We start from the raw sequence: 14,397 nt of genomic DNA on the forward strand, positions 1-14,397 counted from the left end.
CATGACCGATCACGCGCTGCTGCTGGTCAACCTGGGCTCGCCGGCTTCCACCGAAGTGGCCGACGTGCGTCGCTACCTCAACCAGTTCCTCATGGACCCCTACGTCATCGACCTGCCCTGGCCGCTGCGTCGGCTGATCGTGGCGATGATCCTGATCAAGCGCCCGGCCGCCTCGGCCGAAGCCTATCGCTCGATCTGGTGGGAAGACGGCTCACCGCTGGTGGTGCTCAGCCGCCGCCTGCAGCAGAAGGTCGCCGAGCAGTGGCAGAACGGCCCGGTGGAGCTGGCGATGCGCTATGGCGAGCCGTCCATCGACACCGTCCTGCAGCGCCTGGAGAAGACTGGTGTGGGCCGGGTGACCCTGGTGCCGCTGTACCCGCAGTTCGCCGACAGCACCGTGACCACCGTGGTCGAGGAGGCCCGGCGCGTGCAGCGTGCCCGCGACCTGCCCTTCGAGGTCGACGTGCTGCCGCCATTCTTCGACCAGCCCGAATACCTCGCGGCGCTGGCCGAGAGTGCGCGTCCCTATCTCGAGCAGGGCTTCGACCACCTGCTGCTCAGCTACCACGGCCTGCCCGAGCGCCACCTGCACAAGAGCGACCCGACCGGCGCACACTGCCTGAAGACGGACGACTGCTGCCTGCATGCCACCGGCGTGGTGCTCGACAGCTGCTACCGCGCCCAGTGCCTGCGTACCAGCAGCGGCTTTGCCGAGCGGGCCGGGCTGAGCGACGACCAGTGGTCGGTGTCCTTCCAGTCGCGCCTCGGCCGCGCCAAGTGGATCGAACCCTACACCGAGGAGACCCTCGAGGCGCTGGCCGGGCGCGGGGTGAAGAAGCTGCTGGTGATGTGCCCGGCCTTCGTCGCCGACTGCATCGAGACCCTCGAGGAAATCGGCGACCGTGGTCGCGAGCAGTTCCGTGAGGCCGGTGGCGAGGACTTGGTGCTGGTGCCTTGCCTCAACGACCACCCGCAGTGGGTAACGGCGCTGGTCAAGCTGTGCGAGCGCACGCCGAAGGCGATCTGATGCCAGCCTGGCCCTTGTAAGGGCGAATTCATTCGCCTTTGCGAGCCCTGTTGGCGAATGAATTCGCCCCTACAGTGGAGCCCTGTGATTCACGCGTGGCCTTTCTCGTCGTGCTTGCGGCTCAAGGCAGCTGGCGCAACTGCTCCAGCAGGCGATAGCTCGGATGGCCATCGGCCGGCCAGCCGAGTTGCTGCTGGCTGGCGCGCACCGCGCGGCGGGTGTTGGCGCCGATGATGCCGTCCGGTTCGCCGGGATCGAAGCCGCGCTGGACCAGGCGCTCCTGCAGCTCGATGCGTTCGCTGCGCGACAGCGGCCGCTCGTTGCGCGGCCAGCTGGCCAGCACCTGCCCGCCGCCGTGGAAGCGCTCACCGAGGAGGCTGATGGCCAGCGCATAGGCGGTGGAGTTGTTGTACTTGAGGATGCTGCGGAAGTTGTCCATGACCAGGAACGCCGGCCCGCGATGCCCGGCCGGCAGCACCAGCGTGGCCATCTGGCTGTCGTCGCGCACGGTGCTGTATGGATGCTGCGGGCTCACGCCCAGCTGCAGCCATTCGCCCAGTGGCTTGCGCTGCTCCGGGTCGGCCAGCGCATAGTCGAAGCCCTGCGGCAGGCGCACTTCCATGCCCCAGCGCTGTCCGCTCTGCCAGCCGGAGGCGCGCAGGTAGTTGGCGGTGGAAGCCAGCGCGTCGGGGGGGGAATCCCAGATGTCGCGGCGGCCGTCGCCGTCGAAGTCCACCGCGTAGCTTTGGTAGGTGGTCGGGATGAACTGGGTCTGGCCCATCGCCCCGGCCCAGGAGCCCTGCATGTTCTGCGCCTGCACGTCGCCCTGCTCGAGAATCGTCAGGGCGGCGAGCAACTGATCGTGGGCGAACTGCGGCCGGCGTCCCTCGTGGGCGAGGGTGGCCAGCGAGCGGATCACGTTCATGTTGCCCATGTTGCCGCCGAAGTTGCTCTCCATGCCCCAGATCGCCACCAGGGTATGGCGATCCACGCCATAGCGCTGCTCGATGGCATGCAGGGTCGCGGCATGCTCGGCGAGCAGGCGTTGGCCGCGGTGCACGCGCAGGGTGGAAACCGCGCTGTCGAGGTATTCCCACACCGGCCGGGTGAATTCCGGCTGACTCTGGTCGGCACGGATCACCGCCGGATCGGGGACGACGCCGGCGAAGGCGCGCTCGAAGGTGCTGGCCTGGATACCGGCAGCCAGCGCCTCGCGCCGGAAGGCATCGCGCCATTCACTGAAGCTCAGCTGCACCACGGGGGCAGCGGGCACGGCGGCTTGCTGCAGCGGCGCCGGCGCAGCGGTGGCTACCTTGGGTGCGGCCAGCTCGATGCGGTTGGCAGGAGGCTCGGCACAGGCGCTGAGCTGGACCAGCGCCAGCAGCAGCGCACAGCTGCCGAGCAGACGATGGCGCGGCTGACGCCCGGCGATAAGGTTCGGCATGGACAGGTTCCACGGCAAAACTGAACAGGGGCCAACCTTAACATGGGCAAGACGGCTTTGCCTCGGCCGACTTGCCGCATCCGGAGGGCATCCGTCGGCTCGCAGGGCCCTTGTATGCTGGCGTTGCGCCGCCAATCACTCAGTCGCAGCGTCCGTCGCGAGGCGTTCCGCACGCCAGGCTTTTCAGGATCGGACAATCCGGGCGCTCGTCGCCTTGGCAGTGTTCGACCAGCTCGCCGAGGGTGTCGCGCAGGCTGACCAGCTCGGCGATCTTGCCCTCGAGCGTGGCAATATGTTGCAGCGCCAATGCCTTCACATCGGCACTGGCGCGCTGGCGGTCCTGCCACAGCTGCAGCAGTTTGCCGATCTCCTCCAGGGAGAAGCCCAGGTCGCGGGCGCGCTTGATGAAGGTCAGGCGATGCAGGTCCTGCTCGGCGTAGCGGCGATAGCCGTTGTCGCCGCGCCCGGCCGGCTGCAACAGGCCGATGCTTTCGTAGTGGCGGATCATCTTGGCGCTGAGGCCGGACTGGCTGGCGGCTTGGCCGATGTTCATGGCGGACTCTCCGCAGGATATGGATGGGTAGGCAAGCGTCGATCAGGATCGAGCTTGCCATGGTGGCAAGGTCACGCGCCACGGCCGGTACGCGACGCCTGCCCTTGTGGGAGGCCCGACCTCGGGGCGAAGCTCTTGATGCTCTGGCAGGCCTGCGCCCTGCATCATGGCAAGGCTGCGCACCAGCAAGAGCGTGATGTACATCACAAAACTTCCCGGGACGGGCACAGTCCTTATCGAGCAGCAGACTGGCAGCGGCGGTGCGCCATGCCGATTTTTCCTGCCCCAATTCAAGCGCTTGCCGGTGCCGAGCAGGTCCGGCGTCTGCTCCGTCTGCACAGCATTACCGTCGCCTGACCCGCTGCGTCGCAAAAAAGTACCTGCGATTGGCAAAAAACTCCTAACCCCTCCTGGTGGCCCCGACTAACTTCAAATCACGGCAAACGAACTGCCGTGACCAAATCGGCGAACTGAAGGGGTAGGGAAAAATGGAACTTCAAACAATCAAGCAGGCAGTGGTCAAGTTCATCAAGGATGAAGAGGGTCTGACCGTTGTGGAGTATGCGGTGGCAGGCGGGCTGGTTAGTTTGGCTGTAGTTACTGCGTTCACTGAGCTCGGTACTCAGGTTGGTGTTGTGATTGATAGTCTTACTGATGCAATCACTCCGGCCGCTCCGTAACTTTTCAATATCAAATTAATAATTGTTGGATTTCTATATATTTAGGGGGGTTTGATGCTGATTGAATTTTTATCAGCGCTCCTCTTGGGGGCGGTGATTTACGACCTCGTAAGTCACCGACTCCCCAATTATTACCTGTTGCTGGGCTTGCTGGTTGGTTTTGCCTGGCAGGCATGGGCTTATGGATGGAGCGGAGTGATCTCGGCTGGTGCAGGGTTGCTTACCGGGTTTGCACTATTTGTTCCACTTTATGTATTGGGCGGCATGGCCGCCGGCGACGTTAAATTGATGGCGGTGGTGGGCAGTTTTCTTGGGGCAACCGGCGCCTTGTGGGCGGGCGCTTACAGTTTGATTGTAGGGTCGCTATTGGGAATCCTTTATCTACTCTACAAAGGTCATCTTGGCAAGCTCGTGGTGCGCTATTGGGCGATGGCTGCCACGCGCAGTCGCATTGCCGCGGAGGAGGGTGACGCCGCCAGGCATCGCTTTCCTTATGCCATAGCCATCGCTGCCGGAACCTTGCTGAGTCTGTACTGGACACCGATCTGATCATGTAAAGAAATCAACAAATACCAGGGAGCAGGCCATGAACTTGCCGGGGATTGCCAGGATCGAGGAGGCCGGGCGGGATAGTCCCGGAGAACACAATACGTTCAACGTGACACAGCCACGCAGCGTGGCGGAAACCGGACTTTCCGAACCGCTGTTGATCGATCTGCTCTGCAAACACCTGTACGACGCCGGCAGCCTGGATACCGCCAGGTTGATGGAGCGCCTGGCGCTGGCCGGGCCGGTGCTCGACGAGCTGCTGGCCTTTCTGCGCAAGGATGGTCGGATCGAGGTGCTCGGTCAGAATAACGGCGCCGGCGGCGGCCTGCGCTACGGGCTTACCGACCGCGGTCGCGGCGCGGCCCGCGATGCGCTGGCGCGCAGCGGCTATATCGGCCCGGCGCCCTATCCCGTGGATTGCTACCGCGAACTGCTCCTTGCCCAGACCATCCACCACGGTGGCGTCAACGCCAAGGCCATGCAGGTTGCCTTCGAGGGCGTGGTGCTGCACAACGGCCTGCTCGACCAGCTCGGCGCGGCGCTGAATTCCGGACGGGCGATCATGATCTACGGCCCCGCCGGTACCGGTAAAACCTTCATCAGCAGCAAGCTGATCCGCCTGTTCGACGAGGCGATCTGGATTCCCCAGGCCATCGCCATCGGCGAGGCGATCATCGAGGTCTTCGACCCGCAGGTGCACGAGCGGGCGGACGATCCGGCCCGGCCGACCCTGCGCCTGGACCAGGGCCACGATCGCCGACTGCTGCGCTGCAAGCGCCCGGTGGTGATCACCGGTGGCGAGCTGACCATGGATCAGCTGGATATCCGCTACGACCCCTATACCCGCCAGTACCAGGCGCCGCTGCAGCTCAAGGCCAGCAACGGCATGTTCATCATCGACGACATGGGCCGCCAGCGCATGGCGCCGGCCCAACTGCTCAACCGCTGGATCGTGCCAATGGAGGAGAAAAAAGATTTTCTCAACCTCGGCGGCGGTCGCCACTGTGAACTACCTTTTGACCTGATCCTGGTGTTTTCCACCAACCTCAACCCGCTGGAACTGGCAGAGGAGGCCTTCCTGCGCCGCATTGGCTACAAGCTGCATTTCGACCACCTGACCCGCAACGAGTACGAGCGGATCTGGCGCCAGGAAGTGGAGAAACTGGGCATTCCCTTCGACCCGCTGCTGTTGCGTTACGTGATCGAAGGACTGCACCAGCCGGAAAAGGTGCCGCTGGCACCCTGCCATCCGCGCGACCTGCTCGGCATGGCGCGCGACCGGCAGCGTTATCAGGGGAGCTCCGGGCCGTTGACGCCGCAGGAGCTGGAATGGGCCTGGCACAACTACTTCGTCAGGCTCGGGGGCGCTGAGCAAGGAGACACACCATGAGCTCTCGCACATTGTCGTTGATCGCGCTGTCGGTACTGCTCGGGCTTGGCGCAGCCTGGATGGCCAACAACTGGCTGACTGCGCGGATGAATACTGCCACCGATTCCAATATGGAGAACGTGGTGGTGGCTGTGGTGGAGATTCCCTTCGGCCAGATGGTCGAGCCACAGCACGTCAAGCTGGTGGCCATGCCCAAGGGATCGGCGCCCAGTGATGCCTTCGATACGGTAGAGAAGGCCACCGGCCGGATTGCCACCTTCACCCTGCTGCAGGGCGACATCCTCCGTGCGGCTCGGCTGGCCGAGCACCTGGGGGGGAGTACCCTGGCCTCGCTGATCGCCCCCAACAAGCGGGCGATCTCGGTACGGGTCGATGATGTAGTGGGCGTCGGTGGTTTCCTGCTGCCCGGCAACCGGGTCGACGTGCTGGCCACCAAGAAGACTTCAGGCGGCAGCAACGAAGCCAAGTCGGAAACCATTCTGGAGGATCTGCGCGTGCTGGCGGTGGACCAGACCGCCAGCACCGACAAGACCCAACCGGTAGTGGTGCGCGCGGTGACTCTCGAAATGACCTCGGAAGAGGCCGAGGTCCTGGTCAAGGCGCAAACCGAAGGAAAGCTGCAACTGGCCCTGCGCAATCCGCTGGACGAGCAGAAGAAGCCCGAAGCCAAGGCCGAGCCAGTGGTGGCCGTAGCGCCACGGCCAGCGCCGAAGCGGGTGGTGCGCCGCAGCAGTGGGGATGGCATGGGGCAGGTCACCATTATTCGTGGCACCGAGGTGGAGCGGGTGAGCGTACAGCGTTAGCGGGGTTGTTCGACAGCAGGGCGCCGCGCGGGGTCTGGCGTCCGACAGATGCAGGCAAGCGTTGATAAAGACTAAGGAGCAGGACATGGACACAATCCACAGGCTGGGGGCGCACGCGCTGTGCACGGTTGGCGCCTGGCTGTTGCTGTCGCTGGCGGTCCAGGCCGCCGAGCCCAACGCGGTGACCGCGGGCTTTCCGGGGGGCGCCATCACCAATGTCGAAGTACCCATCTACAAGTCGCGAGTGCTGACCACCAGTGCGCCGGTACGCAAGGTTTCCATCGGCAACCCGGAAATCGCCGATGTACTGGTCACCAACCCGCGCGAGCTGTACCTGCTAGGCCGCTCGCTGGGCAGCACCAACGTGCTGCTGTGGGATGGCCAAGGCAGGCTGATCGACAGCCTCGATCTCGAGGTGGTGCACGACCTCGGTGCGCTGAAGAGCAAGCTCCACGAGCTGATGCCCAACGAGAAGATCTCGGTATTCAGCGCCCAGGGCGCACTGGTGCTGCGTGGCCAGGTTTCCAGCGCGGCTGCGATGGATACTGCGGTCAAGGTGGCCAAGACCTATACCGCACAGAGCCAGAGCATTGCCCAAGGCAAGGCGGAAGCGGCCGAGGCGAAACCGAGTAAGTCGCTGGAGGTGATCAACCTGCTCACCGTCGGCGGTAGTCAGCAGGTGATGCTCGAGGTCAAGGTGGCCGAGATGCAGCGTAGCCTGTTCAAGAACCTCAGCGTGCGCTTCAACGCTCTGGATTTCGGCTCCTCCAGCCGCTGGAGTGGGGGTGGTTTCAACGATGGCCGGTTGCTAGGTGTGGCGCCTGACGGTACCCCCCTTGATCCGGCTTCGATGATTGGCAATGGCAAGGCGCTGTTCGGCCAGTTCCTCTCGGAGAACTTCCTGTTCAACGTGGTGCTGGAGGCGGCCAAGGATAATGGTTCCGCCAAGGTCCTGGCTGAGCCGACCTTGACTACTCTGACCGGGCAGCAGGCCGAGTTCATCTCCGGTGGCGAGTTCCCGGTTCCGGTCACCGAGGATGACGGCATCACCATCGAGTACAAGGAGTTTGGTGTGGGGGTCAAGTTCCTGCCGGTTGTATTGGACTCCGGACGGATCAACCTCAACCTGAATGTTTCGGTCAGCGAGCTTTCCAATACCAATGCCCTGGCCTTGGACACTGGACTGGATAGCGTATTGGGCGGGGGCGTGGCTCAGGTCATTCCGTCGATCACCAAGCGCAGTGCGCAATCCACCGTGGAGTTGGGTAACGGCCAGACCATAGCCATCGCTGGCCTGATCAACGAAACCACGCGTGACTTCGTCAGCAAGTTTCCCGGTCTGGGCGATGTCCCGGTATTGGGGCATCTGTTCCGCAGCCAGCAATACCAGAGCGGCGAAACCGAGTTGGTGATCATGGTGACACCGTATCTGGCTAAACCGCTGGATGCCAAGGCTGTGCGCCTGCCGACCGAGCGCTTCGTCGAGCCCAACGATCTGGACTTCTACCTGCTCGGCAAGACCAAGGGCAACGGCCCGGGCCGCAACATCCCGGTGACCTTGGGCGTAAGCGAAGGCCGCTTCGGCCACGATCTGGACTGAAGGGAGCACAGACCATGAAAACACTGATTTCGCTGATGTTGCTGACCACCCTGACGGGGTGCATGACCTATGAGGAAGGACGGGTCGGCGACCTGGGATCCACGGTGTACGCCACCACCTACCAGCAAATTGCCGACAAGGAGTTGGTCGCCAATCCGGGAACGGAAGTATCGCCAACGGGCATCGATGGCCCGTTGACCGAGCAGGTGATGGACAACTACCGCGGTGTTACCGGCGATGCCGGTCAGGTAGCGCAGCCCATTCAGATCAACATAGGCAACTGACGTTGATATAACGACTTGTGAGGAAATATGTATGCGCCCCCTGACTAAACGAAACCTCAAGCAACACTGGCCGGTCAGGCAACAGGGGGCCGTGATAGTGCTTGTGGTCATTGCCTTGGTGGCCATGCTGCTGATGGGGGCCTTGGCTCTGGATGGTGGCCACATGCTGCTGAACAAGACGCGCCTGCAGAATGCCGTGGATGCCGCAGCCTTGAGCGGTGCCAAGACGTTGCAGCAGTCCTTCGGTAGCGGCAATGCCTCCAGTCTGGCTCGCGATGCGGCATTGGATACCTTGGCGCGCAATGCCGCGGCTGGGGGTAACGGAGAGCTGGGCCAGGCGATTGGAGTAACAGCGCCGGCGGTTGCGGGTTCTACCGTGGTTACGCTTTCCAACAGCGTTTATGGCCCCTTCTCCTTTCCTGGGCCGGTCGATGCCAGGTACGTCCGCGTATCTGTGCCGGACTACCCTCTGACGGGGTTCCTGTGGGGGGTCGCTCAGGTCTTTGCAGGTTTGGGCGACAAGGCAGTGGCCGCCATTGCCACCGCAGGGCCGAGCCCTTCGGCCAGCCCCTGCAAGATCGAGCCCATCATGGTCTGCGGCGATCCCGATGACGATCCTGCGGATAATGGCGGTACTTCGTACTGGGGGTATAGCTATGGGGATTTGGAAGTCCTCAAGAGTGCGGCTGGCAATGAGCCGGCCATCGGCCCAGGAAACTTTCAGCTGCTGCGCCTTGATGGGGCTTCCGGCGCCAACGACCTGCGCACCGCCCTGGCTGGTGGTATCGAGAAGTGCAATGTGGTAGGCGACGAGGTCGGCACCGAACCCGGCAACCAGGTAGGCCCCGTGGCCCAGGGGCTGAATACCCGCTTCGGCGTGTACAACGGCCCCGGCATGAACGCCACCGACTATCCGCCGGACTGGGTCACCGAGTTCAACGACCCCAAGATGACCTACAACGACAGTACGTCGCCGGCTCAGGTGGAATACCAGGGGCAGCAGGTAACTTCCAGCGGCGGAGATCTGTCGGCTGGCGGAGCTCCACTGTACGACCTCAATGACTGGAAGACGGATAGTGCGGCCTGTGCAGCGTCCGGCTCCTGCGCGGGGGCCTACGAGCGGCGCATGCTCAATATAGTGATCGGCAACTGCGATGGAGAGTCGGGAGGCCAGGTCGATGTACCGGTGCTGGATTTTGGTTGCTTCTTCCTGTTGCAGACCGTTGCCCAGCAGGGCGTAGAGGCCCAGGTGTTCGGCCAGTTCGTCAAGGAGTGCGAAGGCGATGGCGTAGCCGGACCGGTGCCGACTGAGGATACCGGTCCAGCGATCATCCAACTGTACAAGACCTATATCGACGACAACCGTACGCCGAGTACCGACTCCTGATCGGTGGTTGAAAGCAAGCCTGCCGGGCTTGTCCCGGCAAGGGAGGGTGATTATGCAAGTTCGCTCACACAAGCACAGCCAGAGCCAGCGAGGTGTGGCCATGGTCGAGTTTGCCATTGCCCTGCCGCTGCTCCTGTTGCTGCTGCTCGCCATCGCCGAGTTCGGACGCATGCTCTACCACTACAACAACCTGCTGCAGGCCAACCGCGATGCAGTGCGTTATCTCGCCGGCCAGGCTTGGAACGGCAATCTCGGCCAGGTGGAGATCGATCCGGTGCTGGAAGCTCGGACCAAGAATCTCGCCGTTTATGGCACTCCCACTCCCCAGGGCAACACGGTGGTGCCTGGCTTGACTACGGGCGATGTACAGGTCAGCACGGTTGGGACCGAGCATGTGCAGGTACGCATCAGCTATGTGTTCCGGCCGGTGATCGGCAACGGTTTGCCGGCTCTGATCGGCAATGCCATTCCACTGAATTTCCCGCTGGTGGCTACCACAGTGATGAGGGGGCTGTGATGAACGCGAAACGCATGAGCGGTGTGTACGTAGTGGAGTTCGCCATCATTGGCTCGCTGCTCTTCGTGCTGCTGTTCGGAGTGCTGGAAATGGGCCGTTTGTACTTCACGGTCAATGGTCTGGACGAGGTGGTGCGACGCGGTGCCAGGCTAGCCGCGGTTTGTGACATTCGAGACGAGCGCATCCTGCGGCGGGCCATCTTCAACGACATCAACAACAGCGGTGCCAGCTCGCTGATTGGCAGTCTGGAAACCGCCGATCTGAATCTGATCTACCTGGACGAGAACGGGGCGGTCGTTGCCAGTCCTGATGATCTGATCAGCGCCAACGGTTTCCGTGCCATTCGTTACGTGCAGCTACGGGTGAGCGATTTTCCCTTCGAGCTGCTGATTCCTGGATTTCGCGGGATGTTTACCCTGCCGGTATTCAGGTCGACCATTCCCCGCGAAAGTCTCGGCAGGCATGCCGAGGATGGCGTCGTTCCGGAGATCACTCCATGCTGAACTTAAAGGAAGTGCCGATAGCGACGGATAACTCATCGCGGCAGGGGTTGAAATTGCTGATCAGCAGCCGCGATGCCCAGGCGCTCAAGGACCTGCAGGGCATCTGCCAGCACGTTCCAGGCCTGCAAGTGACTACACGGCTGGTCAGCAATGGCCACTGCGATCCGTTGCACAGTCTTGAGCATATGCCCGACCTGCTGTTGTTGCGGGTCAGCGCCATGTGGCGCGAGGAGCTGGCAGCCTTGATGCAGCGCCCAGCTGCCGAGCGTCCGGCCTTGCTGGTATGTGGTGCGCTGGAGCAGGCTGAAGGCTTGCGCCTGGCCATGCAGGCGGGGGCGCGGGATTTTCTCCCCGAGCCGCTCAACCCGCAGGAAATGGCCGCTGCGCTGCTGCGCATGGTGCAGGAAAAACGTGCCAGCAGCGGTAGGAGCGGCAAACTGCTGGCGGTGATGAACGCCAAGGGGGGCTCCGGTGCGACCCTGGTGGCCTGCAACCTGGCCCAGCAGTTGAGCCAGCACGCCAGCGTGCTACTGATCGACCTCGATCTGCAGTTCGGCAGCGTGACGCATTATCTCGATGTACAGCCGACTCACAGTCACGTCGAAGTGCTGCAGCAGATAGGCGAAATGGATAGCCTGGCGTTGCGTGGTTTCTGTACTCACTACAACGCCAACTTGCACGTGCTGGGCGGACGCAGCTCCGAGCTGTGCCTGCCACAGGATATCCATGCAGAGCAGCTGGAGGCTCTGCTGCACTTGGCGCGCAGCACCTACGACTGGGTGGTGGTGGACCTGCCACGGCAGATCGACCACCTCACCGGCACTGCACTGGAGAGTGCCGACAAGGCGCTGGTGGTGGTGCAGCAGAGTATCAGCCACCTCAAGGATGCCGACCGCCTGCTGCGCATCCTGCGCGACGACATGGGCATCCAGTCCAGCCGCCTGCAGGTGCTGGTCAACCGTTACAACAAGAATGCCGCGGTCAGTCTCAAGGATATCGAGGAGGCCTTGCGCTGCCCGGACCTGCTGCTATTGCCCAACGATTTCACTGTGGTCAGCGAGAGCCAGAACGCCGGCGTGCCTCTGGCCATCCATGCACCGCGCGCCGCCATTACCCTGGCACTCAAGCAGATCGCCGAAGATCTGCAGGGCAGCCCGGAAGTCCAACGTGGCGGACTGTTCAAGCGTGCGGTGAGTCGCCTGTTCGGGGGAGTCAGCCATGCTTAACGAATTGCGCAATCGCCTGCGCCAGTCACCGCAGAAACCTGCAGCGTCGCCGACCACTGCCAGCGAAGCCACCAGCCACGAACGCGAACAGCTGGCCTGGGAGGAGGCCGTGCCGCTGAACAACTACAGTACCCGCACCCAGCTCAACCCGTTGGAGGTGGAGTGGCGCGAGAAGGTCTACGAGCAGTTGCTCAAGGTCATGGATCTGTCGCTGCTCGACAGCCTGGAGCCGTCCGAGGCAACCAAGCAGATTCGCGAGATCTGCCTGCGCCTGCTTGACGATCATTCGGCGCCGATCAGCGTGGCCAGCCGCCAGCTGATCATCAAGCAGATCACCGACGAGGTGCTCGGCCTCGGCCCGCTGGAGCCGCTGCTGGCCGACAGCACGGTGTCGGACATCCTGATCAACGGAGCCAAGTCGGTCTATGTCGAGCGCTTCGGCAAGTTGCAGAGAACTGATGTGTGCTTCCGCGATGATGCTCACCTGCTCAATATCATCGACCGCATCGTCTCTGCCTTGGGGCGGCGTATCGACGAGTCTTCGCCGCTGGTGGATGCCCGCCTCAAGGATGGTTCGCGGGTCAACGCCATCATCCCGCCGCTGGCCATTGACGGGCCGAGCATGTCGATCCGCCGCTTTGCCGTCGATCTGCTCAATACCGAGAGCCTGATCGAGCGCGGCACGCTGACCGCGGCGATTGCCCTGGTGCTCAAGGCCATCGTCCGTGGCCGGATGAACGTGTTGGTTTCCGGCGGTACCGGTACCGGCAAGACCACCATGCTCAACGTACTGTCCAGCTTCATTCCGCACAACGAACGCATCGTTACCATCGAGGACTCGGCCGAGCTGCAGCTGCAGCAGCCCCATGTGGTGCGCTTGGAAACCCGTCCACCGAATATCGAGGGACGTGGCGAGGTGAACCAGCGCGAGCTGGTGCGCAACAGCCTGCGCATGCGCCCCGACCGCATCGTCATCGGCGAGGTGCGTGGTTCCGAGGCGCTGGATATGCTGGCGGCGATGAACACCGGTCACGACGGCTCGCTGACCACCATCCACGCCAACACCCCACGCGATGCTCTGGGACGTATCGAGAACATGGTGGCGATGACCGGCGCCACCTTCCCGATCAAGGCGCTGCGCCAGCAGATCGCCTCGGCCATCGACGTGGTGGTACAGCTCGAGCGTCAGGAGGACGGCAAGCGCCGGCTGGTCAGCGTGCAGGAGATCAACGGCATGGAGGGCGAGATCATCACCATGACCGAGATCTTCACCTTCGAGCGCCGCGGCATCGGTGAGCATGGCGAGGTGCTCGGCGACTACAAGCCCACCGGCATGGTCCCGGCTTTCCGCGATGTGCTGGCAAAGCGCGGTATCGAGCTGCCGCTCAACCTGTTCCGGCCGGAGTGGATGGAGGGTCAATAGCCATGAGCCAGATCCCCACGGAATTCATCCTGATCTTCCTTGGTATGATCTTCCTGTCGGTCTTCCTGCTCAGCCAGGGACTGGCGGTGCCTGTGTTCGGCGAAGCCGGCAAGGTGCGCAAGCGGATTCGCGAGCGGCTGCACGTGCTCGAGCGTGCCAGTGATGTGCCGAACATGCAGACGGTGCTGCGCCAGAAATACCTCAAGCGCTTGTCGCCGCTGGAGGCGGCGCTGGAGCAGCTGCCGGGCATGGAGAAGCTGGCCGAGATGGTCGAGCAGGCGGGACACGAGTTTCGCGCCTATCGGGTGATCCTGCTCGGCCTGGCGCTGGCCGCAGGGGGAGCGCTGTTGGTGTGGCTGTTCTTCCCCCTGTGGTGGGCGGCGCTGGCGGTCGGTGTGGCGCTGTTCTGGGTGCCGATCCTGAAGATCTCCAGCGACCGCGGCAAACGCTTCGCCGAGTTCGAGGAGCAGTTGCCGGATGCGCTCGACTCCATGGTCCGCGCCCTCAAGGCGGGGCATCCGTTCAACGAGACCCTGCGCCTGGTGGCCGACGAGCAGAAGGGCGTGGTAGCCCACGAGTTCGGCCTGACCTTTGCCGACATCAACTACGGCAACGACGTGCGTCGCGCCATGCTCGGCCTGCTCGAGCGCATGCCAAGTATGACTGTGATGATGCTGGTGACCTCGATCCTGTTGCACCGGGAAACCGGCGGCAACCTCACCGAGATTCTCCAGCGGTTGAGCTCGCTGATTCGCGGTCGCTTCCGTTTCCAGCGCAAGGTCAAGACGCTGTCGGCGGAGGGGCGGATGTCGGCGTGGGTACTGGTGGCGATTCCCTTCGTGTTGACCATCGCGCTGATGGCTACTTCTCCAGAGTATCTGCCCATGCTGCTCAAGGAGCCGATTGGGCACAAGCTGATCGCTGGGTCCTTCTTTGCCATGCTGCTGGGGATTTTTTGGATCAAAAAGATCATCCGCATCGAGGTCTGAAGCCTGGGCGGACTGTGGGGAG

15 protein-coding genes are annotated in these 14,397 nt (G+C 63.0%); 13 read left to right on the forward strand and 2 right to left on the reverse strand.

All coding sequences use genetic code 11. The annotated features are described in order from the left end of the window. The first annotated feature begins 1 nt into the window (after position 1). Entirely contained in the window at positions 2 to 1,027 is a 1,026-nt protein-coding gene (gene hemH / locus BMZ19_RS00250; protein ID WP_090305099.1) for a ferrochelatase, read from the forward strand. A 121-nt stretch (positions 1,028 to 1,148) separates the two neighbouring features. On the opposite strand, the gene BMZ19_RS00255 is transcribed toward hemH, so the two are convergent. Next, positions 1,149 to 2,471 (reverse strand): lytic murein transglycosylase, encoded by a 1,323-nt coding sequence (locus BMZ19_RS00255; protein WP_090305102.1) that lies wholly within the window; start codon positions 2,469 to 2,471, stop codon positions 1,149 to 1,151. Positions 2,472 to 2,610: 139 nt separating this feature from the next. Next, positions 2,611 to 3,024, reverse strand: a complete 414-nt coding sequence (gene cueR / locus BMZ19_RS00260) for a Cu(I)-responsive transcriptional regulator (protein WP_090305105.1) — start codon at positions 3,022 to 3,024, stop codon at positions 2,611 to 2,613. Between the two features lie 488 nt (positions 3,025 to 3,512). Here cueR and BMZ19_RS00265 point away from each other — a divergent pair, with 488 nt between their 5' ends. The 12 genes from BMZ19_RS00265 (at position 3,513) to BMZ19_RS00320 (ending at position 14,375) form a co-directional block, all read left to right on the forward strand. Further along, positions 3,513 to 3,704: a Flp family type IVb pilin gene (locus BMZ19_RS00265; protein WP_090305108.1), complete on the forward strand. Its 192-nt coding sequence runs from the start codon at positions 3,513 to 3,515 to the stop codon at positions 3,702 to 3,704. Positions 3,705 to 3,758: 54 nt separating this feature from the next. After that, positions 3,759 to 4,253, forward strand: a complete 495-nt coding sequence (locus BMZ19_RS00270; protein WP_090305111.1) for an A24 family peptidase — start codon at positions 3,759 to 3,761, stop codon at positions 4,251 to 4,253. Between the two features lie 37 nt (positions 4,254 to 4,290). Further along, a complete protein-coding gene (locus BMZ19_RS00275; RefSeq protein WP_244517074.1) occupies positions 4,291 to 5,643 on the forward strand; it encodes an AAA family ATPase in 1,353 nt (450 codons plus the stop codon). Further along, entirely contained in the window at positions 5,640 to 6,446 is an 807-nt protein-coding gene (gene cpaB, locus BMZ19_RS00280; protein WP_090305114.1) for a Flp pilus assembly protein CpaB, read from the forward strand. The genes BMZ19_RS00275 and cpaB overlap by 4 nt, the downstream gene beginning before the upstream one ends. An 85-nt stretch (positions 6,447 to 6,531) precedes the next feature. Continuing rightward, entirely contained in the window at positions 6,532 to 8,046 is a 1,515-nt protein-coding gene (locus BMZ19_RS00285; protein ID WP_090305117.1) for a type II and III secretion system protein family protein, read from the forward strand. Between the two features lie 14 nt (positions 8,047 to 8,060). Then, entirely contained in the window at positions 8,061 to 8,330 is a 270-nt protein-coding gene (locus BMZ19_RS00290; RefSeq protein WP_090305120.1) for a hypothetical protein, read from the forward strand. Positions 8,331 to 8,361: 31 nt separating this feature from the next. Beyond that, a complete protein-coding gene (locus BMZ19_RS00295; protein WP_090305122.1) occupies positions 8,362 to 9,717 on the forward strand; it encodes a pilus assembly protein TadG-related protein in 1,356 nt (451 codons plus the stop codon). A gap of 52 nt (positions 9,718 to 9,769) precedes the next feature. Then, positions 9,770 to 10,234 carry a TadE/TadG family type IV pilus assembly protein gene (locus BMZ19_RS00300; protein WP_090305124.1) on the forward strand — a complete coding sequence of 155 codons (465 nt, stop codon included), beginning with the start codon at positions 9,770 to 9,772 and terminating at the stop codon, positions 10,232 to 10,234. Next, on the forward strand, positions 10,234 to 10,737 hold the full coding sequence (locus BMZ19_RS00305) for a TadE/TadG family type IV pilus assembly protein (protein WP_090305127.1): 504 nt from the start codon (positions 10,234 to 10,236) through the stop codon (positions 10,735 to 10,737). Before BMZ19_RS00300 ends, BMZ19_RS00305 begins: the two co-directional genes overlap by 1 nt. Further along, complete coding sequence (locus BMZ19_RS00310; protein ID WP_090305130.1) at positions 10,731 to 11,963, forward strand: AAA family ATPase; 1,233 nt, start codon at positions 10,731 to 10,733, stop codon at positions 11,961 to 11,963. Before BMZ19_RS00305 ends, BMZ19_RS00310 begins: the two co-directional genes overlap by 7 nt. Next, positions 11,956 to 13,386: a TadA family conjugal transfer-associated ATPase gene (locus tag BMZ19_RS00315; RefSeq protein ID WP_090305133.1), complete on the forward strand. Its 1,431-nt coding sequence runs from the start codon at positions 11,956 to 11,958 to the stop codon at positions 13,384 to 13,386. The genes BMZ19_RS00310 and BMZ19_RS00315 overlap by 8 nt, the downstream gene beginning before the upstream one ends. Positions 13,387 to 13,388: 2 nt before the next feature. After that, the gene (locus BMZ19_RS00320) at positions 13,389 to 14,375 is read left to right on the forward strand and encodes a type II secretion system F family protein (RefSeq protein WP_090305136.1); all 987 of its coding nucleotides are present in this window, start codon (positions 13,389 to 13,391) and stop codon (positions 14,373 to 14,375) included. Positions 14,376 to 14,397 lie beyond the last annotated feature (22 nt).

Origin of the sequence: Pseudomonas linyingensis (assembly GCF_900109175.1) — a bacterium.
Lineage (GTDB): Bacteria > Pseudomonadota > Gammaproteobacteria > Pseudomonadales > Pseudomonadaceae > Geopseudomonas > Geopseudomonas linyingensis.

What these genes read in the sequence shown, in the direction of transcription:
- cueR (WP_090305105.1), bottom strand. Translation starts at nt 3,024, where the DNA reads ATGAACATCGGCCAAGCCGCCAGCCAGTCCGGCCTCAGCGCCAAGATG.
- cpaB (WP_090305114.1), top strand. Translation starts at nt 5,640, where the DNA reads ATGAGCTCTCGCACATTGTCGTTGATCGCGCTGTCGGTACTGCTCGGG.
- BMZ19_RS00255 (WP_090305102.1), bottom strand. Translation starts at nt 2,471, where the DNA reads ATGCCGAACCTTATCGCCGGGCGTCAGCCGCGCCATCGTCTGCTCGGC.
- BMZ19_RS00265 (WP_090305108.1), top strand. Translation starts at nt 3,513, where the DNA reads ATGGAACTTCAAACAATCAAGCAGGCAGTGGTCAAGTTCATCAAGGAT.
- BMZ19_RS00320 (WP_090305136.1), top strand. Translation starts at nt 13,389, where the DNA reads ATGAGCCAGATCCCCACGGAATTCATCCTGATCTTCCTTGGTATGATC.
- BMZ19_RS00295 (WP_090305122.1), top strand. Translation starts at nt 8,362, where the DNA reads ATGCGCCCCCTGACTAAACGAAACCTCAAGCAACACTGGCCGGTCAGG.
- hemH (WP_090305099.1), top strand. Translation starts at nt 2, where the DNA reads ATGACCGATCACGCGCTGCTGCTGGTCAACCTGGGCTCGCCGGCTTCC.
- BMZ19_RS00275 (WP_244517074.1), top strand. Translation starts at nt 4,291, where the DNA reads ATGAACTTGCCGGGGATTGCCAGGATCGAGGAGGCCGGGCGGGATAGT.
- BMZ19_RS00310 (WP_090305130.1), top strand. Translation starts at nt 10,731, where the DNA reads ATGCTGAACTTAAAGGAAGTGCCGATAGCGACGGATAACTCATCGCGG.
- BMZ19_RS00300 (WP_090305124.1), top strand. Translation starts at nt 9,770, where the DNA reads ATGCAAGTTCGCTCACACAAGCACAGCCAGAGCCAGCGAGGTGTGGCC.
- BMZ19_RS00270 (WP_090305111.1), top strand. Translation starts at nt 3,759, where the DNA reads ATGCTGATTGAATTTTTATCAGCGCTCCTCTTGGGGGCGGTGATTTAC.
- BMZ19_RS00305 (WP_090305127.1), top strand. Translation starts at nt 10,234, where the DNA reads ATGAACGCGAAACGCATGAGCGGTGTGTACGTAGTGGAGTTCGCCATC.
- BMZ19_RS00315 (WP_090305133.1), top strand. Translation starts at nt 11,956, where the DNA reads ATGCTTAACGAATTGCGCAATCGCCTGCGCCAGTCACCGCAGAAACCT.
- BMZ19_RS00290 (WP_090305120.1), top strand. Translation starts at nt 8,061, where the DNA reads ATGAAAACACTGATTTCGCTGATGTTGCTGACCACCCTGACGGGGTGC.
- BMZ19_RS00285 (WP_090305117.1), top strand. Translation starts at nt 6,532, where the DNA reads ATGGACACAATCCACAGGCTGGGGGCGCACGCGCTGTGCACGGTTGGC.